Source organism: Arthrobacter sp. CP30, from assembly GCF_053470025.1.
Genome location: NZ_JBQEMM010000002.1, coordinates 137,515 through 162,804 on the forward strand (window position 1 = coordinate 137,515; position 25,290 = coordinate 162,804).

At 69.2% G+C, this 25,290-nt stretch carries 25 protein-coding genes and 1 tRNA gene; 12 read left to right on the forward strand and 14 right to left on the reverse strand.

Translation table 11 applies throughout. The features are described from left to right. Positions 1-105 precede the first annotated feature (105 nt). Entirely contained in the window at positions 106-1,137 is a 1,032-nt protein-coding gene (locus ACTIMO_RS03965; RefSeq protein WP_422390998.1) for an A/G-specific adenine glycosylase, read from the reverse strand. 69 nt (positions 1,138-1,206) lie between these two features. Here ACTIMO_RS03965 and ACTIMO_RS03970 point away from each other — a divergent pair, with 69 nt between their 5' ends. Beyond that, positions 1,207-1,944 carry a hypothetical protein gene (locus ACTIMO_RS03970; protein WP_448181543.1) on the forward strand — a complete coding sequence of 246 codons (738 nt, stop codon included), beginning with the start codon at positions 1,207-1,209 and terminating at the stop codon, positions 1,942-1,944. A 69-nt stretch (positions 1,945-2,013) separates the two neighbouring features. Here ACTIMO_RS03970 and disA read toward each other — a convergent pair whose 3' ends face one another. The 3 genes from disA to ACTIMO_RS03985 all read right to left on the reverse strand — a co-directional run bounded on the left by disA (position 2,014) and on the right by ACTIMO_RS03985 (position 5,854). Then, complete coding sequence (disA, locus tag ACTIMO_RS03975; protein WP_055765885.1) at positions 2,014-3,090, reverse strand: DNA integrity scanning diadenylate cyclase DisA; 1,077 nt, start codon at positions 3,088-3,090, stop codon at positions 2,014-2,016. A 195-nt stretch (positions 3,091-3,285) separates the two neighbouring features. Next, the gene (gene radA, locus ACTIMO_RS03980; protein ID WP_448181544.1) at positions 3,286-4,671 is read right to left on the reverse strand and encodes a DNA repair protein RadA; all 1,386 of its coding nucleotides are present in this window, start codon (positions 4,669-4,671) and stop codon (positions 3,286-3,288) included. A 55-nt stretch (positions 4,672-4,726) separates the two neighbouring features. Continuing rightward, on the reverse strand, positions 4,727-5,854 hold the full coding sequence (locus ACTIMO_RS03985) for an FUSC family protein (protein WP_422391001.1): 1,128 nt from the start codon (positions 5,852-5,854) through the stop codon (positions 4,727-4,729). A 223-nt stretch (positions 5,855-6,077) separates the two neighbouring features. Here ACTIMO_RS03985 and ACTIMO_RS03990 point away from each other — a divergent pair, with 223 nt between their 5' ends. From ACTIMO_RS03990 to pstB, 4 genes are all read left to right on the forward strand, one after another. Beyond that, entirely contained in the window at positions 6,078-7,199 is a 1,122-nt protein-coding gene (locus tag ACTIMO_RS03990; protein ID WP_422391002.1) for a phosphate ABC transporter substrate-binding protein PstS, read from the forward strand. 146 nt (positions 7,200-7,345) lie between these two features. After that, positions 7,346-8,278 (forward strand): phosphate ABC transporter permease subunit PstC, encoded by a 933-nt coding sequence (gene pstC, locus ACTIMO_RS03995; RefSeq protein WP_422391003.1) that lies wholly within the window; start codon positions 7,346-7,348, stop codon positions 8,276-8,278. Then, the gene (pstA, locus tag ACTIMO_RS04000) at positions 8,278-9,384 is read left to right on the forward strand and encodes a phosphate ABC transporter permease PstA (RefSeq protein ID WP_448181545.1); all 1,107 of its coding nucleotides are present in this window, start codon (positions 8,278-8,280) and stop codon (positions 9,382-9,384) included. Before pstC ends, pstA begins: the two co-directional genes overlap by 1 nt. 30 nt (positions 9,385-9,414) lie before the next feature. Continuing rightward, on the forward strand, positions 9,415-10,194 hold the full coding sequence (pstB, locus tag ACTIMO_RS04005) for a phosphate ABC transporter ATP-binding protein PstB (RefSeq protein ID WP_055765866.1): 780 nt from the start codon (positions 9,415-9,417) through the stop codon (positions 10,192-10,194). Positions 10,195-10,262: 68 nt separating this feature from the next. Here pstB and ACTIMO_RS04010 read toward each other — a convergent pair whose 3' ends face one another. From ACTIMO_RS04010 to ACTIMO_RS04020, 3 genes are all read right to left on the reverse strand, one after another. Next, positions 10,263-11,273 (reverse strand): anion permease, encoded by a 1,011-nt coding sequence (locus ACTIMO_RS04010; protein ID WP_448181546.1) that lies wholly within the window; start codon positions 11,271-11,273, stop codon positions 10,263-10,265. Beyond that, positions 11,274-11,891 (reverse strand): DUF47 domain-containing protein, encoded by a 618-nt coding sequence (locus ACTIMO_RS04015; RefSeq protein WP_055768923.1) that lies wholly within the window; start codon positions 11,889-11,891, stop codon positions 11,274-11,276. 211 nt (positions 11,892-12,102) lie between these two features. Further along, the gene (locus tag ACTIMO_RS04020) at positions 12,103-12,750 is read right to left on the reverse strand and encodes a hypothetical protein (protein WP_055765859.1); all 648 of its coding nucleotides are present in this window, start codon (positions 12,748-12,750) and stop codon (positions 12,103-12,105) included. A gap of 137 nt (positions 12,751-12,887) precedes the next feature. Here ACTIMO_RS04020 and ACTIMO_RS04025 point away from each other — a divergent pair. Further along, positions 12,888-12,961: transfer RNA gene (locus ACTIMO_RS04025), tRNA-Lys, on the forward strand. 62 nt (positions 12,962-13,023) lie between these two features. Here the strand turns inward: ACTIMO_RS04025 and ACTIMO_RS04030 are convergent. After that, a complete protein-coding gene (locus ACTIMO_RS04030; protein ID WP_448181547.1) occupies positions 13,024-13,779 on the reverse strand; it encodes a ZIP family metal transporter in 756 nt (251 codons plus the stop codon). Between the two features lie 360 nt (positions 13,780-14,139). Here ACTIMO_RS04030 and ACTIMO_RS04035 point away from each other — a divergent pair, with 360 nt between their 5' ends. From ACTIMO_RS04035 to ACTIMO_RS04050, 4 genes are all read left to right on the forward strand, one after another. Next, entirely contained in the window at positions 14,140-15,408 is a 1,269-nt protein-coding gene (locus ACTIMO_RS04035) for an endonuclease/exonuclease/phosphatase family protein (RefSeq protein ID WP_448181548.1), read from the forward strand. A 223-nt stretch (positions 15,409-15,631) separates the two neighbouring features. Next, the gene (locus tag ACTIMO_RS04040; RefSeq protein ID WP_055765849.1) at positions 15,632-15,886 is read left to right on the forward strand and encodes a hypothetical protein; all 255 of its coding nucleotides are present in this window, start codon (positions 15,632-15,634) and stop codon (positions 15,884-15,886) included. A 146-nt stretch (positions 15,887-16,032) separates the two neighbouring features. Beyond that, the gene (locus ACTIMO_RS04045) at positions 16,033-16,770 is read left to right on the forward strand and encodes a hypothetical protein (protein WP_448181549.1); all 738 of its coding nucleotides are present in this window, start codon (positions 16,033-16,035) and stop codon (positions 16,768-16,770) included. A 5-nt stretch (positions 16,771-16,775) separates the two neighbouring features. Beyond that, entirely contained in the window at positions 16,776-17,489 is a 714-nt protein-coding gene (locus ACTIMO_RS04050) for a hypothetical protein (RefSeq protein WP_448181550.1), read from the forward strand. A gap of 239 nt (positions 17,490-17,728) precedes the next feature. Here ACTIMO_RS04050 and ACTIMO_RS04055 read toward each other — a convergent pair whose 3' ends face one another. From ACTIMO_RS04055 to ACTIMO_RS04075, 5 genes are all read right to left on the reverse strand, one after another. Next, positions 17,729-18,007 carry an HPr family phosphocarrier protein gene (locus ACTIMO_RS04055; RefSeq protein ID WP_055765843.1) on the reverse strand — a complete coding sequence of 93 codons (279 nt, stop codon included), beginning with the start codon at positions 18,005-18,007 and terminating at the stop codon, positions 17,729-17,731. A 51-nt stretch (positions 18,008-18,058) separates the two neighbouring features. Beyond that, entirely contained in the window at positions 18,059-20,146 is a 2,088-nt protein-coding gene (locus ACTIMO_RS04060; RefSeq protein WP_448181551.1) for a PTS fructose transporter subunit IIABC, read from the reverse strand. Continuing rightward, complete coding sequence (locus ACTIMO_RS04065) at positions 20,146-21,168, reverse strand: 1-phosphofructokinase family hexose kinase (protein ID WP_448181552.1); 1,023 nt, start codon at positions 21,166-21,168, stop codon at positions 20,146-20,148. Before ACTIMO_RS04065 ends, ACTIMO_RS04060 begins: the two co-directional genes overlap by 1 nt. Then, complete coding sequence (locus ACTIMO_RS04070) at positions 21,165-21,932, reverse strand: DeoR/GlpR family DNA-binding transcription regulator (protein WP_055765837.1); 768 nt, start codon at positions 21,930-21,932, stop codon at positions 21,165-21,167. Before ACTIMO_RS04070 ends, ACTIMO_RS04065 begins: the two co-directional genes overlap by 4 nt. A 187-nt stretch (positions 21,933-22,119) precedes the next feature. Beyond that, on the reverse strand, positions 22,120-22,374 hold the full coding sequence (locus ACTIMO_RS04075; RefSeq protein ID WP_055765834.1) for a DUF6458 family protein: 255 nt from the start codon (positions 22,372-22,374) through the stop codon (positions 22,120-22,122). A 345-nt stretch (positions 22,375-22,719) separates the two neighbouring features. Between ACTIMO_RS04075 and ACTIMO_RS04080 the strand changes: the two genes are divergently transcribed. Beyond that, positions 22,720-22,989 (forward strand): GlsB/YeaQ/YmgE family stress response membrane protein, encoded by a 270-nt coding sequence (locus tag ACTIMO_RS04080; RefSeq protein WP_055765832.1) that lies wholly within the window; start codon positions 22,720-22,722, stop codon positions 22,987-22,989. 185 nt (positions 22,990-23,174) lie between these two features. Beyond that, positions 23,175-23,960, forward strand: a complete 786-nt coding sequence (locus ACTIMO_RS04085; protein ID WP_055765829.1) for a hypothetical protein — start codon at positions 23,175-23,177, stop codon at positions 23,958-23,960. Between the two features lie 22 nt (positions 23,961-23,982). Here the strand turns inward: ACTIMO_RS04085 and ACTIMO_RS04090 are convergent, their stop codons facing one another. Beyond that, positions 23,983-25,230: a DUF445 domain-containing protein gene (locus tag ACTIMO_RS04090; protein WP_055765825.1), complete on the reverse strand. Its 1,248-nt coding sequence runs from the start codon at positions 25,228-25,230 to the stop codon at positions 23,983-23,985. Positions 25,231-25,290 lie beyond the last annotated feature (60 nt).

A 25,290-nucleotide genomic window follows, 5' to 3' on the forward strand; every position in this document is an offset into this window, starting at 1 on the left:
GGTACCGGGCTGCCGGTGGTGTGTCCGGGCTGGTCCAGGAGACCGGTCGTTACCGGTGCAGCCGGTGGTGCCGTGTCCGGCCGCCTCGCGCGCCCGATCGGCGGATCATCCGGGCAGGCGGACGAGCCCCCCGGACTCCTCCACCAGCCCGTCGGCGAGGAGGCCGGTGAGGGCGCGCTCGAGCTGCTCCGACGGAGCTTGCAGGCCGTACAGCGCGGCCAGGGGACCGGGCGTCGGCGCCACGGTCGACGAGCCTCCCCGCAGCAGGTCCACCGGCGCGTCCAGGAGAACCGAGCGCGGCACGTCGCCCTCGGCGTGCCGGAGGACGGCGACGATCGCACCGCGGACCTGGCGGTCGGTTCCCGCCCAGGCCTGTCCTTTCGGGACGTAGTCCGGTGCCGGGCGTCCTGCCGCCACCCAGGCGCAGGCGTCCAGGACGGGGCACGCGACACAGCGCGGAGCCCGCGCCGTGCAGACGACCGCCCCCAGTTCCATGACGGCCGCATTCCACGCGACCGACGATCGCGCGTCCCCGGGCATGAGGGCCACCGCCCGCTTCATCTCTGCTGCTGTGAGTGCGGGGGCCGGGAGGGCCTTTCCACCGACGAGGCGGGCGTGGACGCGCCGGATGTTCGTGTCCACCACCGTCTCGCGCCGTCCGAAGGCGAAAGCCGCCACGGCGGCGGCGGTGTAGGCGCCGACCCCGGGAAGAGCCAGTAGTTCGTCGTGCGTCGTCGGGACCCCGCCGTCGTGATCGGCGACCATGGCGGACGCGGCTGCATGCAGCCGCAGCGCGCGGCGCGGGTAGCCGAGCCGGCCCCAGTGGCGCACGGCCGCGCCGGATGGTTCGGCTGCCAGGTCGGCAGGGGCAGGCCACCGCTGGAGCCAGTCGTGCCACACCGGGAGGACGCGGACCACGGGCGTCTGCTGCAGCATGACCTCGCTCACGAAGATGCCCCAGGGGGTGCAGGCGGGATCGCGCCACGGCAGGTCGCGGGCCTCGTCCGAGAACCACTCGGTGACCCGCGCGTGGAGCGCGCCGAGGCTCGGGGGCGTGCTCTGTGCATCGCCGGCAGCGGTGGGGGGTGCCGCGGCGCTTCCGCTGCCCGGATTCATCGTGGTGCTCCTCGAGGTCATCGTCGTGGATACTCTATCCACCGGCGTGGTGCCCCCTGGAATCGGCGCCCGCCTCCCTAGCCTTGACGGATGGCACATACGGACGATCAGGGCAGTGCGCGGCGGGGCGGTCGTCGGGCGAGCCCGGCCGTGTACCGGCGGCGGCGGCTGGCCGTCCTGATCCTGGCCGTCCTCGTGGTCGCCGTGCTCGCGATCGGCGGCATGGCACTTGCCGGGACGCTGGGACGCACGGACGACGCGGCCGCAGGAGCATCGACGAGCCCGGAGGCGCCGACCGCCGCAGCCATGACGCCCGGGGCGGCGACTCCCGCGCCCAGCGCTGCGGCTCCCTCCGCCCCACCCACAGCAGGGCCGACCGCGACGCCGACCGCCACTCCCTCGGCAGACCCGACCGCCGCGTCTCCGGAACCGACGCCGTCGGACGCGTGTGACGCCGCGCGGGTCGTGGTGTCTGCTGAGACGGACCGGGAATCCTACGGCTCCGGCGAGAGTCCCGTCCTCGCTCTGGTGGTGCGCAACGAGGGGGAGGAACCGTGCACCGTCAACGTCGGAACGTCGCAGATGGCCTTCGAGATCACCTCCGGTGGCGAGCGGATCTTCTCGTCCACGGACTGCCAGCAGGGCTCCCAGGATCTCGAGCGCACCATCGCGCCGGGCGGCGAGGAGCGGGCGACCTTCGAGTGGACGAGGAACCGGACGGTCCCTGGGTGCACCGTCGTGGACGAGGAGCCGGGTGCGGGCGACTACACCCTGATCACGCGGCTCGGCGCCAGGAGCAGTCAGTCCGTGGAGTTCACCCTGCAGTAGGGCTGTCGTCCCACCGCCCGTCCGCGCGGCGGACGATCAGCCGGGAGGGCTGGTGGGTGGCGCGATCTCCTACATGAACCGGTCGAGGAGACTCGTCTCGGCGATGCGGGAGAGTCCCTCGCGCACGGTCCGTGCACGCTGCTCGCCGATGCCGTCGACCGCCATGAGATCCTCGATGTTCGCGGCCATGAGATTCTGCAGACCGTCGAAATGGTCCACGAGGCGGTTGGCGACTGCCGGCGGGACCGCCTTGATGCCCGAGAGCAGCCGATAGCCCTTCGGCTGGATCACCGCTTCGAGCGAGTCGACCGACGGGTTGAAGCCGAGCACGCTCGCGATCGTCCCGAGGTCGATCAGGTCCGTCGAGCTGAATCCCTGGAGGGTCGCCACGCGCTCGTCGAGCGGCGCAGTGCTGTTGCCGAGGTCCATGTAGTCGCGCAGCACCATCTCGCTGCCCGGTCCCAGCCCCGTGGTCAGCTCCTCGACCTGCAACGAGAGCAGCCGGCCGTCGACGCCGAGTTCCAGGACGTACTGCGAGATCTCCTCCGAGATCCTCCGGACCATCTCCTGGCGCTGGAGGGTGACCGCGACGTCGCGCACCGTGACCATGGCCTCGATCTCCAGGGCCGAGAGCGAGTTGGTCACCTGGTCGAGGCGTGCACGGTACCGCTCGAGCGTGGCCAGGGCCTGGTTCGCGCGGGCGAGCACCGGCTCGGAGCCCTCGAGGACATGGCGGAGGCCGTCGATGTAGAGGGCGATGATTTGCATCGACTGGCTCACGCTGATGACGGGCAGCCCGGTCTGCTTCGCCACCCGCTCCGCCGTGCGGTGGCGTGTGCCGGACTCCTGCGTCTCGATGGTGTGGTCCGGGACGAGCTGGACCGCGGCCCGGAGGATGCGGCTTGCGTCCTTGTCGCACACGATCGCCCCGTCCATCTTCGCGAGTTCCCGCAGGCGGGTGGGCGAGAACTCGATACCGATGTCGAATCCGCCCGAGCAGATCGAATCCACCGTGCGGTCGAAACCGAGGACGATCAGTGCTCCTGTCCGCCCCCGCAGGATTCGCTCAAGACCGTCGCGGAGATGCGTCCCGGGGGCTACTCTGGCGAGGGTGGCTTTCAGCGAGTCCTCCGGACTGCGAACCATGGGCCTATCCTTTCGCCGCCGCGCTGTCGATAGCCCGGCGCGGACGGGCTACGCCGTCGAACCTCCGACGGCGGGCAGGGCCCGCGGGTGTGCCCGCGCAGCCGAGAGTAATACTACTGGCGCGCGCGAAACCCGCGGTACGGCCTGCCGTCGCAGATCGGTAACACTGCTGTGCCGGCCGCTGGGCCGCCGGCCTCAGAACAGCAGGGCGAGCGCTTCCGCAAGCGTGGAGACCTCACGGACCGAGAAACCCTTCGGCACCGGACCCGTGCCTCCCGGCGAGGCGGGCACGATGGCGTGGGTGAAGCCGAGGCGCTCCGCTTCCTGGATCCGCCGCCCGATGCCGGGGACGGGACGGACCTCGCCCGCGAGTCCCACCTCACCGAAGGCGATGAGCCGCGCCGGGAGCGGGTGATCCGTCTTCGCGGAGGCGATGGCGAGGGCTACCGCGAGATCCGTGGCCGGCTCGGTCAGGCGTACACCGCCCACCGTCGCCACGTAGCTGTCGTCCTTGTGCAGGCTCACCGAGGCGCGGCTCTGGAGGACGGCGAGCAGCATCGCGACGCGTGAGCTGTCGAGGCCGCTCGTGGCGCGCCGCGGCTGGGAGTTGGGGGATTCGGCGAGCAGCGCCTGCACCTCCGCCAGCAGCGGGCGCCGTCCCTCGAGGGTCACGGTGATGCAGGTGCCGGACACCGGGTCCTTCGTCCGCGAGACAAACAGTCCACTGGGATCGGCGAGCCCCTCGATGCCCCCGTCGGTCAGGTCGAAGCACCCCACCTCGTCCGTGGGGCCGTACCTGTTCTTCACCGCGCGCAGGAGGCGCAGGCGGGAGTGGCGTTCGCCCTCGAACTGGCAGACGACATCGACGAGGTGCTCCAGCAGGCGGGGGCCGGCGATCGACCCGTCCTTCGTGACGTGGCCGACCAGCAGGGTCGTCATCCCGCGGGACTTGGCGGCGCCGATGAGGGAGGCGGCCACCTCGCGGACCTGGGTCACGCCGCCCGCGCTGCCGTCCACGGCCGCACTGCTGAGGGTCTGCACGGAGTCGACGACGAGCAGCGCGGGATCGAGCTTCTCCACCTGGCCGAGTGCCTGGCCGAGGTCCGTCTCGGCGCTGAGATAGAGGGAGTCCGCGACCGCGTCGATGCGATCGGCGCGGAGCTTGACCTGGGCGGCGGACTCCTCCCCGGTGACGTAGAGGACGTCCTTGCCGAGGCGGGCCACCCGAGCGGCGACGTCGAGCAGGAGGGTGGACTTCCCCACGCCCGGCTCCCCGGCGAGCAGGATCACCGCGCCGGGGACGAGGCCGCCGCCGAGCACACGGTCCAGCTCGTCGATCTTCGTCGGCTGGAATCCGGAGAGCGTGGCGTCGACGTCCGCGATGCGGCGGGCAGGCGTGGTCACGGCGGCCGCCGCCGTCGTGCGCGCGACCACCTGCCCGGTCTCCTCGACGGTACCCCAGGCCTGGCACTCGCCGCAGCGGCCCACCCACTTCGCCGTGGTCCAGCCGCACTCAGCACAGCGGAAGTTCGGGGTGTTGCCGCGGCCCGTACGCCCGGCGGTGGAGGTCTTGGTGGCCATGGAACGAGGCTACCTGCGGTCACCGACACCGAGGGTCGTCCGTGGCCGGACGTGGTCAGAGGCGAGGCAGGTAGTCCGCGGCATCCTCGTGCGAGAGCCCGGTCGCCTCGAGCAGGTCGACGACGAGGGGCCGCAGGAGCAGGACCAGTCCCTCGCCCTCGAGCCGCTGGATGCCGAGCGTCTCCGGGTGCAGATCCGTCGCGACGGCGGCGAGTTCGTCGCGGGCCTGGCGCTGGTTGAGGCGGCGTTCTGCGGAGTCGCGTGCCGAGAGGGACCGGCTGAGGACGTCGACGGCGTCGGCCGTGTCCGCCAGTGCCTGGCCCAGGCTCTCGATCGCGTCGTCGGTGAGGGCCGCGTGGTTGATGGCCGAGGTGAGGCGGCGGGCGAAGACCCGACTGTTGCGGATCGCGAGGTCGATCGACCCGACCGAGCTCCGCAGCGAGCCGAGCTCGTCCCGGTGGCGCCGGTAGGCGGGTGAGATCCGCGCGACCTCCTGCGCTGCCCGCACGCTCCCGGTGAGGCCGTCGAGCTGCGACTGGCAGTTCCGCGCGCGCACGAGAGCGTGCCAGGCGAGGGTGGAGTCGCTCTGCCGCAGGGCCGAGGCGCTCTCGCGCAGGACGCCGGACAGCTCCTCGAGCAGGCCCCGGACGTTCGTCTTCGGCTCCCCCCGCGGGTCGCGCGGCAGGAGCATGGTCACCACGAGCGCGAACAGGCCCCCGACGACGGCGTCCACGCTGCGCGTGAACGGGCCACCCTCCGGCGCCGGGAGCAGTACGACCAGGAGGGACTGCAGTCCGAGCTGCGTGGTGAAGATGGTGCCGCTGTCGAGGAACCGCGCCAGCAGGATCGAGATGAAGAGGACGACGGCGGCCTGCCAGATGCCGTTGCCGAAGAACGTGAGCAGCAGGTCGCCCACCGAGATGCCGAGCGTGCAGCCGATCGCCACTTCGAGCACCCGCCGGATCCGGGGGTCCCGCGAGAAGCCCAGCGAGATCATCGACGAGGTCGCCGCGAACAGCGGCCCGTTGTGGCCGAGGACCTCCTCGGCGAAGGCGTAGGCGCCCACCGCGCACACCGTCATCTGCAGGGCGGTGACGATCGAGTTCGAGCTGCGCCTGAAGCCGGTCCGCGAGCGCTTGCGCAGGAAGGCGAGGGCCCTGGTGATTCCCTGGCGCGGCGGCATAGGCCCAGTGTAGGAGGTCGGGTGGCAGGAGACCTCCGCCCCATGCACCGGGGCGGATCGGCCCTACCGGCCAATGGACCGGCGCTGTTCACCTTCCGTTAAGGTCGCTCGGCCAGTCTCTTCACCTGCAGTGCCTAGCTTCGGACGGTACGAGAACACGTACAGGTCGACCGAGTGCCACTCGCGCACCGATGAACACATCCCTGGAAGGGGTAAAGATCTAGTGAAGGCTCTTCGCTTTGGCCGCGCTGCGGCAGTAATCTCCGTGGCCGCGCTGGCGCTGACCGCATGCGGTTCCGACAACGCCACCGGTGACACCCCCGCAGCCGAGGGGGCCGCCCCGTCCGCCACCGGCGTCGCCGTGTCAGGAACCCTCACCGGGATCGGCGCCTCCTCGCAGAACTCGGCGATGGAGGCCTGGAAGGCCGGCTTCGAGGCCATGAACCAGGACGCCATGGTCCAGTACTCGCCGGACGGATCAGGGGCCGGACGCAAGGCCTTCCTCAGCGGGGGAGCGCAGTTCGCCGGTTCGGATGCCTACCTCAAGGACGACGAGATGACCCAGGCCATGGAGGTCTGTGGTCCCGATGGTGCGCTCAACATCCCCGCGTACATCTCCCCGATCGCGATCGCCTTCAACCTCGGTGACGTCACCGAGCTGAACCTCGACGCCCCCACCATCGCCAAGATCTTCACGAAGGCGATCACCACCTGGAACGATCCGGCGATCGCCGACCAGAACGAGGGGGTCGAGCTGCCCGACACCCCCATCACCGTCGTGCACCGCTCGGACGAGTCGGGCACCACCGAGAACTTCGTCGACTACCTGTCGGCTGCCGCACCCGAGGTGTGGACGTACGAGGTGGACGGCGCCTGGCCCGCCGACCTGCAGTCCGAGAATGCCAAGGGAACCTCCGGTGTCGTCCAGACGGTCACCTCGACCGACGGCGCCATCACCTATGCCGATGCCTCAGCGGTCGGCGACCTGGGCAAGGCCAAGGTCAAGGTCGGCGAGGAGTACACCGAGATCAGCTCGGACGCGGCCGCGAAGGCCGTCGAGGTCGCCACGCCGGTCGAGGGCCGGCCCGAGCTGGACATGTCGCTCGAGTTGGAGCGCGACACCACCGAATCCGGTGCGTACCCCGTCGTCCTCGTCAGCTACCACGTCTACTGCACCACCTACGACAGCCAGGAGACCGTCGACCTCGTGAAGGCCTTCGGCTCCTATGTCATCAGCGAGGACGGGCAGGCCGAGGCCGAGGCCTCGGCCGGGAACGCCCCCCTCTCGGCCACACTGAGTGAGAAAGCCCAGATGGCGATCGACTCCATCAAGGTCGCTTCCTAGCGGAGGCCCGTCCGGTCCCGTCTGGTCTAATGGAGACCGGACGGGACCATCCGCCGTTTACGGCCGGGATCAGCAGTGCCCTTCCCTCCCCGCCCGGCGCCGGAAGCCGTCACCACACCTGAACAGACCGCCTGGAAGGCAAGAACGTGTCACTCAATTCGCTGAAGGCATCGACAGATCGAGGCCGTGCCGGCGACAAGATCTTCTCCGGCATCTCGCTCGCCGCGGGCGTGCTGATCCTGGCAGTCCTGTTCAGTGTCGCCGTCTTCCTGATGGTGCAGGCCGCGCCGATCCTCTCCGCGGATCCCGCCGAGGTCACGGGAGGTGAGGGATTCGCGGCTTACATCCTGCCGATCGTCATCGGCACCGTCGTCGCGGCCGCGATCGCCCTGATCATCGCGACACCGGTCGGTATCGCCGTCGCCCTCTTCATCTCCCACTACGCGCCACGCCGCCTTGCTCGGGCCTTCGGGTACGTCATCGACCTGCTCGCAGCGATCCCGTCCGTCATCTACGGTGCGTGGGGGTACATCATCCTGGCCCCGCAGCTCGCGAAGGGCTATGCCTGGCTCGCCGAGAACCTGGGCTGGATCCCCCTCTTCGCCGGTCCGGCCAGCCAGACCGGCAAGACCATGTTCACCGCCGGCGTGGTGCTCGCGGTGATGGTCATCCCGATCATCACCTCGCTGAGCCGGGAGATCTTCCTGCAGACCCCCAACCTCCATGAGGAAGCAGCCCTCGCGATGGGCGCGACCCGCTGGGAGATGGTGCGGATGGCCGTGCTGCCGTTCGCCCGTCCCGGCATCATCAGCGCGACGATGCTGGGTCTGGGCCGGGCGCTCGGCGAGACGATGGCAGTCGCGCTGGTGCTCTCCCCGGGCGCCCTCGGCGCGAGCCTCATCAAGACGGGCAACCAGACGATCGCGGCGGAGATCGCCCTGAACTTCCCTGAAGCCTTCGGCCTCCGACTCAACGAGCTGATCGCTGCCGGACTCGTCCTCTTCGTCATCACACTGATCGTGAACATGATCGCCCGCTTCATCATCACCCGGCACAAAGAATTCTCGGGAGCTAACTAATGGCAGCGAACCAGACGCTCCAGCGTCGCCAGTCCCAGCTCACCCGAGGACGCCTGCCGTCCTATGCCATCTGGGTGGTCGTGGCCGCCTCCCTGATCCTGGGTGCAGCGATCTCCTCCCTCGTCGGTTTCAGCGTCGTGGGGTGGGCCATCATCACGGCGATCGTGTTCGTCCTCGCGGCGACCATCGTCACGGCCGTCGCCGAGGGTGAGCGGAAGGCGAAGGACAGGCTCGTCACGTTCCTCGTGTACGGCGCCTTCCTCATCGCGCTGATCCCTCTCGTCTCCGTCCTCTGGACGGTCCTGGAGCGGGGTGTCCCGGGCCTGAGCTACAACTTCCTCTTCACCTCGATGAACGGGGTCACGGGGGCCGTGGACAACCAGGCGGTCGAGGGCGGGACCCCTGTTCTCGGCGGTGCCTACCACGCGGTGCTCGGAACCCTGCAGATCACGCTCTGGGCCACCCTGATCTCCGTGCCGATCGGCCTCCTCACCGCCGTCTACCTGGTCGAGTACGGGGCAGGCAAGAACCTCACGAAGGCGATCACGTTCTTCGTGGACGTCATGACGGGTATCCCCTCGATCGTGGCCGGACTGTTCGCGGCAGCGCTCTTCACCCTGCTCTTCGGCCCCGGGACCCGGACCGGTTTCGTCGCCGCCGTCGCGCTCTCGGTGCTGATGATCCCGGTGGTGGTGCGCTCCACCGAGGAGATGCTGAAGATCGTGCCGAACGAGCTCCGCGAGGCGGCCTACGCGCTGGGGGTGCGGAAGTGGCGCACCATCACGAAGGTGGTCATCCCGACGGCGATCTCGGGCATCGCGTCCGGCGTCACGCTCTCCATCGCCCGCGTGATCGGCGAGACGGCGCCCATCCTCGTGACGGCCGGATTCGCGAGCTCCATCAACTGGAACGTGTTCAGCGGCTGGATGAGCACGCTGCCCACCTTCATCTACTACCAGATCCTCACCCCGACGTCCCCGACGTCGCCCGACCCGAGTACCCAGCGCGCCTGGGCGGCTGCGCTCCTGCTCATCCTCATGGTGATGCTGCTGAACCTCCTGGCCCGCTTCGTCGCCCAGATCTTCGCCCCCAAGACCAGCCGCTGAGCACTCGCGGTACCGACCGATAAGGAAGCCATGTCCAAGCGAATCGACGTCAAGGACCTCAATGTCTACTACAGCAAGTTCCTTGCCGTGGAGGACGTCAACATCAACATCGAAGCCCGCTCCGTCACGGCCTTCATCGGCCCGTCGGGCTGCGGCAAGTCGACGTTCCTGCGCACCCTGAACCGCATGCACGAGGTCATCCCCGGCGCCCGCGTCGAGGGCGAGGTGCTGCTCGACGGCGACAACCTGTACGACTCCGCCGTCGACCCCGTGACCGTGCGCGGGCAGATCGGGATGGTCTTCCAGCGCCCCAACCCGTTCCCCACCATGTCCATCCGTGACAACGTGCTGGCCGGGGTGAAGCTCAACAACAAGCGCATCAGCAAATCCGATGCGGACGACCTCGTGGAGAAGTCGCTGCAGGGCGCCAACCTCTGGAACGAGGTCAAGGACCGCCTCGGACGCCCGGGGTCCGGGCTCTCCGGCGGCCAGCAGCAGCGCCTCTGCATCGCCCGGGCCATCGCCGTGTCACCGCAGGTGATCCTGATGGACGAGCCGTGCTCGGCGCTGGATCCCATCTCCACCCTGGCCATCGAGGATCTCATCAACGAGCTCAAGGCCGACTACACCGTGGTGATCGTGACGCACAACATGCAGCAGGCGGCCCGTGTATCGGACAAGACCGCCTTCTTCAACATCGCCGGTACCGGCAAGCCGGGCAAGCTCATCGAGTACGACGACACGACGACGATCTTCAACAAGCCGACCATCAAGGCCACGGAGGACTACGTCTCCGGTCGCTTCGGATAGGTCGACGGCGGTCCACGCACGACGGCGGCTCCCAGGGCGGGGCCGCCGTCGCTCGTCCGGCAGGGGTCCTACAGGAGCGGGCTGAGCGCCAGGAAGAAGACCGCACCCACCAGCGCCGTGGCCGGTGCCGTCGCGAGCCAGACGAGCAGGATGCGGATCACGCGCGGACGCTGCACGGACGCGAAGCGCTGGTTCGCTCCCGCCCCCACGATCGCCGAGGTCATGGTGTGGGTGCTGGAGAGGGGGAGGTGCAGCGAGATGGCGCCGATGAACAGCATGGCAGAGCTGACGCCCTGGGCCGTCATGCCCCGCAGGGGATCCATGTGCACCAGCCGGTTCCCGAGGGTGTGCGTGATGCGCCAGCCGCCGAACAGCGATCCGGCCGTCAGCAGGACCGCGGCGAACACCTGCACCCACACGGGGATGTCCGTGCCCGTGGCGTAGCCGGATCCCACCAGCGCGAGGAGGATCACCGCCATCGTCCGCTGGCCGTCCTGCAGCCCGTGCCCGAGCGCGAAGGTTCCCGCCAGCACGGACTGCGCCATGCGGTTCCCGCGGTTCACCCGCGCGGGCGAGCCGTGCCGAAGCAGCCAGGTGGCCGGGAACACGGCCAGGTAGGCCAGGAGGTAGGCGATGACGGGTGACAGGAGGAGGGGCAGGACGATCTGGAGGAGCAGTGTCTCCCCGGCGCCGTTCATCGCCGGCCCGCTGGTCAGCTGCGACGCACCACCCGCGCCGATGACGCCGCCGAGCAGGGCATGGGTGGACGACGACGGCTTGCCGCGGTACCAGGTGAGGATGCCCCACAGGCAGGCCGCGAGAAGGGCCGCCATCAGGATCCCGAGGCCGGTGGAGCCCTCGGGCAGGCCGATTCCTGCATCGGTGAAGAACAGGGCGAGGGAGGTGCTGAGCAACGCACCCACCAGGTTGAAGAGTGCCGCGAGGAGGACGGCGACGGTGGGTGTCAGCGCCCTCGTCCGCACCGCCGTCGCCACCGAGTTCGAGACGTCGTGGAAACCGTTGAGGAAGGCGAAGCCGCCCGCGGTGACGATCACCGCTCCGAGGAGGAGGGCCTCCACCTACGATTCCTTGACGAGGATGCTGCCCACTTGCGTGGCGACCCGACGGATGTCCTTGGTGACCTCGACCAGCTGGTTCGCCACGTCCCGGTGGCGGGCGTAGACGAGCGGCTTGTGGTCGTCGAGGAGCTCGGCGCACCAGCTGCGGTGCGTGCGCTCGGCCCGCCGTGCGAGGCGCAGGATCTCGATCCAGTACTCCTCGAGGTCCTCCATGGAGGTGAGGCGCTGCATCGCGACGGCGGTGAGCTCGGCCTGCCGATTGATGACCTCCAGCTGGTCGGCCGCCCGCTGGCTCACCTTGCTCAGCTTGTACAGCGCGATCAGCTCACCCGCTCCGTCGAGCTTCTCGATGGCCTCGTTGAGCAGGCGCGAGAGCACGTAGAGGTCCTCACGGGGCAGCGGGTTGATGAAGGACGTCCGCATGGAGGTGAGGAGCGCGAAGTGGAGGTCCGTCGAGGCCGACTCGTGCTGGTGCAGCTCCTCGGACAGGCGGTCGTACTCCTGGACGGACGCTCCGAGGATGGCGGACATGGTGCCGACGCCGAGCACCAGCTGGTTCGCCATGCGGGCGAGGAGCTCCAGCCCGGCGTTCTCCTGCGGGAAGAGGCGTAGTTTCACGGAGTCTTCCTCGGAGGGTGGGTGGGCGTCGGCGGTGCTGCCACCGACGCGCATGCCTCTGGGCAGAGTAGTGGCGTCGAACCGGGAGCGCCTCTCGGCGGAAGGCCGCTCGAAGCGGCTGAGTGTTGAAGCCCGGGGGTTCCACGGTCCGACGCCGGGTTAAGTCTTGCCCTCCCCGGAGCGGCTGTCAACATCGCCTGTGACGGGCCGCTCAGTCGAGGTCGCCGCGCCGCCAGGAGGCGGCGGCGTGCTCGAGGTCCTCAGCGGTCTTGATCAGCTGGTGGGAATTGCGCGTGAGCTTCGAGGCGTGGGACCCGCTGGCCACCTCCCGGTCGTCCGCGTGGTTGGCCTGGCCGAGGGCGACGACGCGGCAGAACGCGGCGAACCGTTCGAGGGCGACGTCGAAGTCCCCGTCGAAGGCGCCCGAGAGGATGGTGTCCGCCATGGTGGTCATCTCTGCGGCGCCGGGCGGTTCGGCCACGCCCGCCACGACCTTCGAGACCTGGGCGATCTCCTTGCCGGAGGCGAAGTAGGCGGCGATCCGCTCGGGGTTCTGCTGGGTCGCGGCACGCAGGGCGTAGAGCCGCCACAGGGCCCCTGGCAGGGATCTCGCAGGACTCTCGGCCCACATCTCGGCGATGGCCTCGAGGCCCTGCCGGTCGGCGAGTTCGACGAGGCGGCGGGTCACGTCGGGATCGTCCGTGTCCCGCCCGTGGTGCACCAGGGCGTGGGCCGCCATGTGGGCGGCCTCGGAGACCCGCGACGGGTCGACGCCCCCCGCGAAGACCTCGAAATCGGCCGGGGCGAAAGGCTTCGGCTTGTGCGGCCGCGGGCTCTTGTTCGTGTAGTCGCCGTCCATGGAACGAGGATACTCCTGCGGTCGTCGCGGCCGGTCGGCAGGGCCTCGGACCCGTCTTCGGGGCGTGGGTGATTGCGATAAAGTGGGCGGGTCATCGCCGCACGGCGGACCTGCGGGTCCCCGGGGTGGTGATGGGCGGGCCCTTAGCTCAGTTGGCTAGAGCAACGGACTTTTAATCCGTGGGTCGTGGGTTCGAGCCCCACAGGGCCTACCGCGTGAGGGAAGGACCCCGGACCAGTTCCGGGGTCCTTCGTCGTCGGAGCGAGGTGCTGCTCATGCGGAGACCGTGTGCACCACGAACGCCGCGAGGAAACCGAGGGCGGCGATCAGTCCCGTGAACATGTGCTGGCGCTCGAAGGCCTCGGGGATCATGGTGTCCGCGACCATCGCGAGGATGGCGCCGGCGGCGATCGCCGTGATGAAGGCGACGGTGACGCCGGAGGCATCCGCCAGCAACGAGTACCCGATGAGGGCCGCCAGTCCCGAGGCGAGGGCGATGCCGCCCCACAGCGCGAACACATAGCGGCTGCTGCGGCCCGCGTTCTTCATGCCGGCGGTGCTCGAGAGTCCTTCGGGCACGTTGGAGATGAAGATCGCGACGAGGACCGCCGGATTCACCGTGCCTCCCGCCACGAGGCCGAGCCCCAGGACCACCGACTCCGGGATGCCGTCGAGCAGGGCGCCGAGTGCAATGGCGTTGCCGCTCCCGGCGGCGTCGGACTCCGACGGCTGCTGCCCGCCCGACCGCTTGCGGTGCTGCGCCCCCTTGCGGGCGAGGATCGCGTTGGCTCCCACATAGGTCACGGCTCCGACGAGGAAGCCTCCAGCCGTCGGCACGAGCCCGCCCGCCTCCTGGGCCTCTCCGACGAGTTCGAAGGCGAGGGCGGAGATGAGCACTCCCGCCCCGAACGCCATCACGAAGGAGACGATCCGGGGTGGCACGGTCCACCTCCACGCGATCGCCGCTCCGAGGACCAGCGCCCCTCCTGCGATCGCGCCCCACCCGAATGCCTGCAGCCACAGTGGCACGGGAGCCGCTCCTTCCGGTGCCCACGGCACCACGAGATGAATCCGGCCCAGCTTGCCATGGAACCGCCCGCGTGCGGAGGCACCCGGTGGCGGAACCGGGGCTTGACGGGGAAGGCCGGGGATCGCGACGTGGCCGGGAACCACCGGGCGAGTGGAGGGCGGATCGTGCCACGGGCACCCTCCGGGTGATCTCCACACGGCTGCCCTCGTCGGGGCATCCTTCCGACGTGGATGAGTTTGAATCGTTATCCGCCGGCCCGTTGCGGCCCCCCGGACCCGGTTAGGCTCGATCTACCGGAGCGTTCGACGACGGTGGCGCACGCCTTCAGCGGCGCCGCTCCATGACCTGAGGAGGGACCTGTGCGTATCCCGACCGCATGCGCGGCAGCCCTGCTCGCCGCCGCGCTCGTCGTCGTCGGAGCTCCCGCCGGTTCCGCCGTCGCGTACGACGATTCACGGTCCGTGATCGCCGGGACCCGCGCCGGGAAACAGGATGTGCGGTTCGCGACCTACAACGCCAGCCTGAACCGAGCGGCGCCGGGCGACCTCGTCCGCGATCTGAGTACCCCGGCCAATACGCAGGCGAGGGCGATCGCGGAGGTCATCCAGATCAACCGGCCGGACGTCGTGCTCCTGAACGAATTCGACTACGTCGCGGGCGGCCGCGCCGCTGATCTCTTCAGTCAGAACTATCTCCGGGTCGGCCAGAACGGCAAGGCCCCGATCGACTACCCCTACGTGTACACGGCGCCCTCGAACACCGGCGTGCCCAGCGGGTTCGACCTCAACAACGACGGGCGCGTCGGAGGCGCCGACGACGCACTGGGCTTCGGCGCCTTCGAGGGCCAGTACGGCATGGTGGTGTACTCGAGGTATCCCATCCGCACCGAGGCCGTCAGGACCTTCCAGGACTTCCTGTGGAAGGACATGCCCGGAGCGTTGCTACCCGACAACCCGGCAACGGAGGCGGCCGACGACTGGTACTCGACGGATGAACTGGCAGCGCTCCCGCTGTCCAGCAAGTCGCACTGGGACGTCCCCGTCGAGGTCGGCGGCAGGACCGTGCACGTCCTCGCCAGCCATCCGACGCCACCGGTGTTCGACGGGCAGGAGGATCGGAACGGCAGGCGCAACAGCGACGAGATCCGCTTCTGGTCCGACTACGTGACCGGCGGTCCCGGCGCGTCCTACATCTACGACGACGACGGCGGTACCGGCGGCCTGAACCGAGGCGAGCGGTTCGTCGTCATGGGTGATCAGAACAGCGATCCCCTGGACGGGGATTCACGGGCAGGGTCGATCGACCAGTTGCTGGGCAACAAGCTCGTCCAGGATCCGCTGTCGTCGTCGAACGGAGCTGTCGAGGCGTCCGCCCTGCAGGGCGGTGCCAACGCCAGGCACAGGAGTGATCCGCGGTTCGACACGGCGGACTTCGAGGACAGGGATGCCGGCAACATCAGGGCCGACTACGTGCTGCCGTCGCGCACGCTCAAGGTGGCTGCCGCAGGGGTGTTCTGGCCCCGGGCAGGCAGTCCCGGTGCGGAGCTGACGGGGATCTTCCCCTTCCCGACGAGTGATCATCGGCTGGTCTTCGTCGATGTCACGCTCAGCGGTGGCAGGCCGCGCTAGGCCTTGTCCCGCCGTGCGGGCGGGGTGTACCGTCGGAGGCATGAGGACGATTCTTTTTCAGTAGGCGATCCGGCTCCGGCCGCGATCCGCGTCATGTGTCGATGACACCCCTCCACAGGCGCCCCTGAAATCCGTCCGACCCCCAGCGTTCCCGCGGGTACTCCCTGCGGTGGCGATGACGTGTTCCGACGCATCTCGTGGCGCCACCCCAGAAAGGAACACCATGACCACCACGCCCCAGAACGACGCGTCCGCGGCCGCTTCCGCCGCCGTCCCGCCGCCGGAAGCGGAGGATTCACCGCCCGCCGAGGCCGGAGGCGCCCAGCGTCGCAGCGTCCAGGACGATCCGCGGGCCAAGCTCGCGCTCGCTCGGAAGAACCACGGCGCCAACCCCACCGCGGCAACGGGTGCGGGCCACCAGAAGGCCGCCAACGAGAGCAGCAAGCAGGGCAAGAAGGAGAAGAAAGTCCGCTGGTGAGGCCCTCTCCGGGCACGCTGCCGGGTGGCTCCCGCTGAGTTAAAGTGGAGCTGGCTCCGAGTTCTGCGTATGGGGGAATCGCAGAAATCGGAGCCAGCGATCTCAGTATACTTCGACAGGAGAGCGCAAAGTCCAATCGAAAGGTGATGATGGCCGTCACAGCCAAGGCATTCCAGCTGTGGCGTTCCCGTATCGCACCGCAGGACACCGTCTCGGACGTGTGCAGGGTGGCCGGGATCAAGCGTTCCACCCTCGCGCAGCAGCTCGTGCGGGGCAAGGTCTCCGTCCCCACCATCGTCTCGATCGCGCGGGGCTACGGGCTTCCGCCCGTCGACTCGCTGGCCGTCTTCGAGGGGTTCACCGACGTCCCGGCCGGGGTCCGCACCCCGACGGACGCCGAACTCGTGAGCCAGGTCTCGCACATCGACATCCTCCGGCTGCTGGTCGCGCGCAGCGAGGACCAGGAATGCGCGGGGAGCGACCTGCAGCTGAACCTCGCCCCCTTCCCGCACAGGAATTCCGTCCGTGCCTGGATCGAGGCCATCGACCCGGGGGATCTCCGGCAACAGCTGGCCGCCCGCACGGGAGTGGCCCGGCAGAATTTGTCCGCGCAGCTCACGGCGGGGCGTCTGGCGCCCGAGATCGCGCTCGAAGCCGCCCGGATCTCCGGGGTCTCGCTGACCAGCGGCCTGGTGGTCACGGGCCTCCTGACGCAGGAGGAGGGCGGCTGGCCCCCGGACGGCAGGGCGAGAGCCCTCTGCGCCATGCCCGATCTCGACCTCGTGTTCCTCGCCCGTGACCGCCTCGACGTGCTCGGCAAGCAGATCCGCAAGGCCGAGCTCGACGACGGCAAGGACCGCGCCCTGTGGGAGAACCTCGGATGACAGTCGTGACACTTCAATGGATCGTGCTCGGACTGTGCATCGTCGGGGCTGCCGTGCGTGTTCCCGCCGCGAGGAGAGGAGCAGGGCGGGTGATCTTCAGCGCGCTCGTGCTGCTCTCTGTGTGCGTCGGGCTCTCCATCGCCCCGATCTACGGCGCAGTGGACGGCCTGCTCGGCGGGATCAACCTCGCGAACCTTCTCCTCCGCCTGGCCCTGTATGCGGTCTTCCTGCTGCTCGCTCTGCGGATGGCGGCAGCCTTCGACTCGCCCCTTGCCCGAAAGCTCGTCGCCGGGCGGTTCGGCCTGGCGATCCTCGCGCTGACCGTCCTTGCCACGCTCTACTTCTTCGTGGCGAGCGAGCTGGCCGGCAGCTCCACGGGCCTGCACGCTTTCGAGAACCAGGACTCGGTGCAGCAGTATGCGGCCGTGGGTCGGCTGTATCCCGGATATGTGGCCGCGTGCCTGGTCGTGCCGGCCGCGACCTCGGCGCTCGACCGTCACGCGAGGACGATCCATCGCGTGGCCTGTGGCTTCCTCGCCTGCGGTTTCTCCCTCGTCGTCGTCTTCGTCGCCCTCCGCCTCACACCACTCGACCTGTCGGTCTGGGACATCATCCTGCCGTTCTCGGCCATCCTCCTGACCGTCGTCGGGCTGTGCCTGATCTGGGCCAGCCACATCGTGAACGGACGGACCCGCCGTCGAGCGAACAAGCTCGCCTAGGCGCCGCGCGAAGCGTGACGCAATCGTGTCCTCGGTGCATTCACGTTTTCATGATCGTGTGTAAAAATAATGATTATGTAACTGCCGCTGTCCGTGGGGGGTCAGCGGATCGTTGCGAGGCGGGTGGGTGAGTCCATGAGAACGGGTGGACCCACCTACCCGACCACCCGTGCTGGGGCACAGCGAAGGGCACCATCCGCCAGGTATCAGCGGCGGATGGTGCCCTTACGTGTGGGGTGCTACTCGGCGTCGTGGTCCGTCTCGATGATCCTGGCGAGGCTCTCGAGTGCGTCCTCGGCGCCGTCGCCCTCGGCGCGGAGGACGATCACGTCGCCGTGCGACGCACCGAGGCTCATGAGCGAGAGGATGCTCGAGGCGTCCATCGCCTCCTCCGCGGGCTCGCCGTCCATGGCGATGGTGACCTCGAGGGGAAGCTCGCCTGCGGCCTCCGCGAAGATGGACGCGGGTCGGGCGTGCAGGCCGACCCGGCTCGCCACTGTTGCCTTGCGTTCTGCCATGTTGTGCTCCTCTGTGTAGGTGGGTTCAGGTACAGCCAACCGGACCAGCGGTCAGGCTGCAACCGGCTCGGCGACCGGGGCGTCCTTCTTGCTGGTGGCGTAGCGCTTGAGGCCGATCACCGCCAGGGCGGAGATGATGGTCCCGACGATGATCGCGACCACGAACATGGCGACGTTCCCGATGGCGAAGAAGACGAAGATCCCACCGTGCGGTGCCTGGGATGTGACGCCCGTCCCCATGACGATCGCTCCGGTGACGGCGGAACCGAGCAGCGAGGCGGGGATGACGCGGAGCGGATCGGCGGCGGCGAACGGGATGGCCCCCTCGGAGATGAAGGCGGCGCCCAGGAGCCAGGCAGCCTTCCCGTTCTCGCGTTCGGCGACCGTGAACCGGCGGCGGTCGATCACCGTGGCCAGGGCCATGGCCAGCGGGGGAACCATGCCGGCAGCCATGACGGCAGCCATGATCTGCCAGGGTGCCTGGTTGTCGATGGACCCGGCGCCCAGGCCGGCGACGGCGAAGGAGTAGGCCACCTTATTGACCGGTCCACCGAGATCGACGGCCATCATGAGGCCCAGGATGAGGCCCAGGCCGACGGCGGCCGTGCCGGTGAGGCCGGAGAGCCAGTTGTTGAGGCCGTCGGTGATGGCCGCGATGGGCCCGCCGAGCACGAGGAACATGAGGCCGGAGGCCACGATGGATGCCAGCAGCGGGATGATGACGACCGGCATGAGGCTCCGCAGCCAGCGCGGCACCGCGAGGCGCCCGATCATCAACGCGACGTACCCGGCGAGCAGGCCACCGACGATCCCGCCGAGGAAACCCGCTCCCATGAAGCCTGCGACGGCGCCTGCGACGAAGCCGGGCGCGATGCCGGGCCGGTCCGCCAGGGCGTAGGCGATGTAGCCGGCGAGTGCCGGGACGAGGAACCCGAGGGAGAGCTGGCCGATCTTGAAGGCGACCGCGCCGAGGTACGTCGCCAGGCCGCCCTCGGGCAGGTTGCCGAAGGTGTTCTCCAGCACGATCGTGTCCGCGGTGTCGGTGATGAGGTACCCACCGAGCAGGAAGCCGAGCGCAATCAGCAGGCCACCGCCCGCCACGAACGGGATCATATAGCTGACACCCGTGAGCAGGGCGCGCTTCAGCGTGCTGCCGATGCCGTCCCGGCCGCCGTCGTCGTCGGTCTGCTCGCCGCCGGCGGTTCCGGCGACCCTGCGGGCGTTGGGGTTCGAGGCGGCCGCGAGGGCTTCCTCGACCATCTCGCCGGGCTCGTCGATCCCTCGCTTCACGGGGGCGCTGATCACGGGGAGGCCGGCGAAGCGCTGCTTGTCGCGGACGTCGACGTCGACGGCGAAGATCACGGCGTCGGCCGCCGCGATCACCGCGGGGTCCAGCGGAGTCGCTCCCGAGGAGCCCTGCGTCTCGACCTGGAGGTCGATCCCGCGCTCCTTGGCGGCGGCGACGAGCGAGTCCGCAGCCATGTAGGTGTGGGCGATCCCCGTGGGGCACGCGGTGACCGCGACGAGGCGCCGGACCTTCGTGTCCGTGGACCGTCCGTGCTCGACGGCGGGACCCGTGGTGTCGGTGCCCGCCGGCGACGTTCCGAGGGTCGCGGCTGCCTCGCTCGAGCGGTCGCCGCGGGCGGTGCCGGCCGCATGGGCGCCGTCGCCGGTCGTGGCCGGCTCACCGATCCCGAGCGCGCCGTTGACCAGCGCGACGACATCCGCCGGGGTCTGCGCGGACCGCAGCGAGGCGGTGAAGTCCTTCCTGATCAGGGATCGGGCGAGCTTCGAGAGGAGCTTCAGGTGCTCCTGGTCCGCGCCGTCCGGAGCCGCGATGAAGAACACGAGGTCGGCGGGGCCGTCCTTGGCACCGAAGTCGACGGCCGGGGACAGGCGGGCCATGGCCAGCGTCGCCTCCGAGACGGCCTTCGAGCGGCAGTGCGGGATGGCGATGCCGCCGGGGACACCGGTGGAGGTCTTCTCCTCCCGGGCGAGGGCGTCGGCGTACAGGGCGTCGACCTCCGTGGAGCGCCCCTGCACGGCGACCTGCTCCGCGAGGTACCGGATCACCGAGCGACGCTCGGCCCCCAGGTCCTCGTCCAGGGAGACGAGCTCCGGGGTGATGAGTTCGGACATCAGAATTCCTCCTGTGCTTTGGGCCCGTCGATGGACCCTGTAGCGCTTGGTTCGATCACGGGAAGGGTGACCTTGAGGGGGGTGACGGTGACGGCGCCGGGCGTCGTCAGGTCGAGCGATGGGACGGTGGAACCAGGAAGGGCGGCAGCCGCCGATCCGTGAGCGACAGCCTGGCGCAGGCAGTTCTCGGGGAGTTCGCCTGCGCTGTGCGCCAGCAGGTAACCGGCCAGTGCGGAATCTCCCGCGCCGACCGTGGAACGCGCCGTGACCGGCGGGTGCACGGCGTGCCAGGCCCCCGCGTTCGTCACGAGCAGGGCGCCCTTGGAACCAAGGGTCGCCAGAACCGCACCCACCCCCGCGGTGATGAGCACCGCGCAGGCCTTCGCGGCCAGTTCGTGATCGTGCTCGAGCTGGTCACCCGTGCCGATGCCGGTGAGTTCGCTGAGCTCCTCGGCATTCGGCTTCAGCAGATCGGGTGCCGGGACCCCGGCCGCCGCCTCGATGAGCGGCTCGCCGGAGGAGTCGATGGCGATGAGGGGAGCGGACAGCCCGTAGGCCCCGCGGACCGCTGCGGTCACCGTCGTGTAGAAGGTCGCGGGGACGCCCGGCGGCAGGGACCCGGCCAGGACGAGCCAGTCGGCGCCGTCGCTCTCCTCGACGACGACGGCGACGAGACGGTCGATCAGCCTGGACGAGAGCTCGGGGCCGGGCTCGTTGATCTTCGTCGTCGTGCCGTCCGGCTCGGTGATCGCGGTATTGGTGCGCAGGCCCGCTCCGACGGGCAGGTTACGGAACGGGACCCCGACCGCGGTCAGGCCCGCGAGCACAGGGTCGTCGTCGTCCCCGGGCAGGACCGCGAGGGTCCGCGTCCCGGACATCGCGAGGGCCCGGCTGACGTTCACGCCCTTGCCGCCGGCTTCCTGGACCACGCGGGCGGCCCGCTGCACGGCGCCGCGCGCCAGGGGCTCCGTGAGCTCGACGGTGCGGTCGATACTGGGGTTCGCGGTGAGGGTGAGGATCACGCGACCGTCACCTCCACATCGGCAGCGGCGAGGGCCTCGGCGAGGGCGCCCCGGGGCGCGCGGTCGGTGATGAGTACATCGATGTCCTCCAGGGTGGCGAAACTGATCAGGGTCTCCTCGTCGAACTTCGACGAATCCGCCAGCAGCACCACACGCCGGGCGGAACGGAGGATGGCGGTCTTGACGGCGGCCTCGTCGACGTCCGGCGTGCTCAGTCCGAAGCCGGCGGCGAGGCCGTTCGTCCCGATGAACGCGACGTCCGCCCGCAGGCGTTCGAAGTGCGCCACCGTGCTGCTGCCGACGGCCGCGCTGGTGAGGGCACGGACGCGCCCTCCCACCAGCTCGACGCTCAGCCCCGCGCCCGAGATCATGGCGGCGACGGGGACGGAGTGCGTGATGACCGCCAGGCCCGTCCGCGCCTCGGTGACGAGGAGCTCGGCCAGGGCGCCGGTGGTACTGCCGGCGTCGACGACGACGGCACCGGCGAGCGGTGCGAGGGTGAGGGCGGCCCCGGCGATGCGCTTCTTCTCGGGGGAGCGCTGGGCGGACCGGCTGCTGAGGCTCGGCTCGTTGGTGGTGGCACCGCTGCCCGCGATCGCCCCGCCGTGTACTCGGCGCAGGACGCCGTCGTTCTCGAGCAGGGCGAGGTCCCGCCGCACGGTCTCCTTGGTGATCCCGAAGCGGGAGGAGAGCGCGGACACCGTGACGCGGCCATCGGCGAGGACCATGGTGCTGATCTGCCGGTACCGCTCTTCCGCGAACATGAGGACCCCGTCGTCGTGGGTCGGGCAACCCCGACCGTGTGGCTTTATCTTTGTTTGAGTGACTCTAGACCCGGGTTTCCTGTGACGTCAAGCACTTTTTGTCTTCACTCGGGGGTAAACGCAGAAAAAAGAAGGCCGGGACGATGTCCCGGCCTTCCGTTGCTCCTCGTGAGTGCGTGCTCCCGGATCAGAGGCCGGTGTCGCGGGACTCCCTGCGCGTGATGGTCTCGCCCGTGTTCGGATCCACGACCGAGCGGGACTCGGAGACACGTGCCTGACGGCGGGGGGCCGCCAGGACGAGGGAGGCGATGAGACCGATCACGCCCACCGCCATCAGGATGTAGCCGACGAGTGCCAGGTCCACGAAGCTGACCTGGACCTGCACGGCGAAAGCAAGAATTGCACCGAGTGCAATAAGAAAGATTGACGAACCGATTCGCATGAAAAAACTCCTCCGGTGTGGCGCTAATGGCAGATTCGAGAGAATTCCCCAGCGGTTTCACTGACTGTGCCGCTTACTCCCGGGGGCGGCCCGCCTGCGCTCATCATACGGGTGGATCGCCGGAAAACCGGGGTGGCTGGTGGCACCGCGCCGCAGCGGCCCGCCCCGTATCGATTCGGAGAATGTTGCCCCCGGCCTCTTGCTAAGCAGGATTAGCGTGGTGCTACGATTGCACCCTAAGCATGCTGATGAAGTACAGTTGCAGCCAGTTGCACTTCGATGCACCGTATAACTCGACAGCATCCCGTCCCCGGACAGGATGCCTCATCACTCAAGGAGCACCACATGAGTTTCATCGCATTCCTTATCCTCGGCCTTCTCGCCGGCGCCCTCGCCAAGCTGATCATGCCCGGCAAGCAGGGCGGCGGCATCATCGTCACCATGATCCTGGGTGTCGTCGGAGCCTTCCTCGGCGGGTTCATCGGCGGCAGCATCCTCGGCATCAACATGGGCAGCACGTTCTCCCTGCCGTCGATCCTCTTCGCCGTCCTCGGCGCACTGATCGTGCTCTTCATCTACGGCCTCATCACCGGTCGCAAGGGCTCGCGCGTCTGATCTCCACCACCGGCTGAACCGTGGGGGAACAGCTGACGAAGGGCGTCACCGGACCGGTGGCGCCCTTCGCTGTTACAGGCGGGCATCCGGATCCGCTCCTGCGCCGCAGCCAGAACCCCGGGCGGGCAGGGCGATGCCGCACCTACACTCGAACCAGGGGCACACGAACCATCGGAGGGACCACCATGTTTGGCCGCACCAAGGAGAACCCGGCAGTCAAGGCCGCCAACGGAACGCTGTTCGACAAGGACGGCAACCCGAAGCCGGCCATCCTTCGCGCCGTGGAGCGCGCCCTCGACGTCCAGCGTCCGTTCGTCCTGTCCAACCTCGAGCGGCTGAGGAAGCGCCACCCCGAGGCTTCGCCCGCGGAGCTCGCCCGGCTGCTCGAGCGTGACTACCTGCGCGCGACGACGGTGGCGGGAGCGGCCGTCGGCGCCACAGCAGCGGTGCCGGCGGTCGGGACGCTGGCCTCCCTCGGACTCTCCGCCGCGGCGACCGTCGGGTTCCTCGAGGCGACGGCGCTCTTCGCGGAGTCCATCGCGGAACTGCACGGCGTCAGCACCGAGGACCCCGAGCGTTCACGCGCGATGGTCATGGCGATCCTCATGGGGGAGGAGGGCACGGCGCTGATCCGCTCCATCCTAGGTGCTTCGGCGGGCCAGGGCGCTCCGCAGTACTGGGGCCAGCTCGTCAACAAGGCCGCCCCGGCCTCGATGGTCAGGACCGTGACGCGGTCGATCCAGCGGCGCTTCCTCAAGAAGTTCCTGGCGAAGCAGGGTGGCTTCATGCTCGGTCGCGCCCTGCCGTTCGGTGCGGGCGCGGTGATCGGCGGAACGGGCAACCACCTGATGGGCAAGGGGGTCATCAAGACCACGCGTGAGGCGTTCGGGCCCCTGCCCCAGACCATCCCCGGAGAACTCGCCGACGTGCTCGAGCTGACTCGGCAGGATGCCGGGAAGAAGCAGGCCTGACGGGCGGGCCGACGAAACGGGCCTAACCGAAGATCGCGTGGGCGAGGGTGAAGATCAACAGTCCCGCCAGCGAACCGACCACCGTGCCGTTGATGCGGATGAACTGCAGGTCCTTGCCGACCTGCAGTTCGATCTTGCGGGAGGTCTCCTCGGCGTCCCAGCGGCCCACGGTCTCCGAGATGACCCCAGCGATCTCACTGCGGTAGGTGCGGACCGCGTAGGACGCGGCGTCGGCGATCCAGCGGTTCACCTTGGCCGCGAGGTCGGCGTCGTTCGCCAGGCGTGAGCCGAAGTCCCGCACGGCCGCCGTGAACTTCGTCGTCAGTTCGCTCTCGGGGTCGTTGACGGCATCGAGCAGGGCGTTCTTGATGGTGGACCACGTGCGGGCCGTCAGGTCGCGGACGTGAGGATCGTCGAGGAGCTGGCCCTTGATCTCCTCCGCCTTCGCAATGGTCTCGGGCTTGTGCTGCAGATCCTGGGCCAGATCACGCAGGTACGTGTCGATGGAGATGCGGACGTCGTGCTGTGGGTCGTCCTGCACCGCGCGGATGAACTTGGAGAGTTCCGCGTGGACGCGGTCGCCGACCACCCCGTCGACGAGGCGTGGGACCCAGGTGGGGGACCGCTGCGCGACAACCCTCGTGACCACCGAATAGTTCGCGTCCACCCAGTCCGCAGCGCGGTCCACCAGCAGGTCCACGAGCTGGTGGTGGTGGCCCTCGGCGAAGATCCTCTCCGCGATGCTGCCCACGGGTGGTCCCCACGGCGGATCGAGCAGGTGCTTCCGGACCATGGACTCGATGACACCCTGGACGACGTCGTCGTTCAGTACCGTGAACATGCCGCGGATCAGCGCCGCGCCCTCCACCGCCACACGGTCGGCACTCTCCGGCTTCTCCAGCCACGCGCCCGCCTTCTGGGCGATGCGGGCGGAGTCGAGCTTGGCGCGCACCACGTCCTCGGAGAGGAAGTTCTCCTCCACGAACTGGCCCAGTGATTCGCCGATCTGGTCCTTCTTCCGGGGGATGATCGCCGTGTGGGGGATCCTCAGGCCCATCGGATGCTTGAACAGCGCAGTCACCGCGAACCAGTCGGCCAGGGCGCCCACCATGCCGCCTTCGGCAGCCGCGCGGACGTACTGCAGCCAGGGGTAGGAGTCCTGGAGCGCGAAGGCCACCACGAAGATGACGGCCATGACGGCCAGCAGTCCGGTCGCCACGGTCTTCATGCGGCGGAGGGCGGCCGCCCGCTCCGCGTCCGAGGAGGTCATCAGGTCATTCACCCTCCCGAGTCTATCGACGCGGTCCGGCTCTCCTCGGTGGGCGGTGGC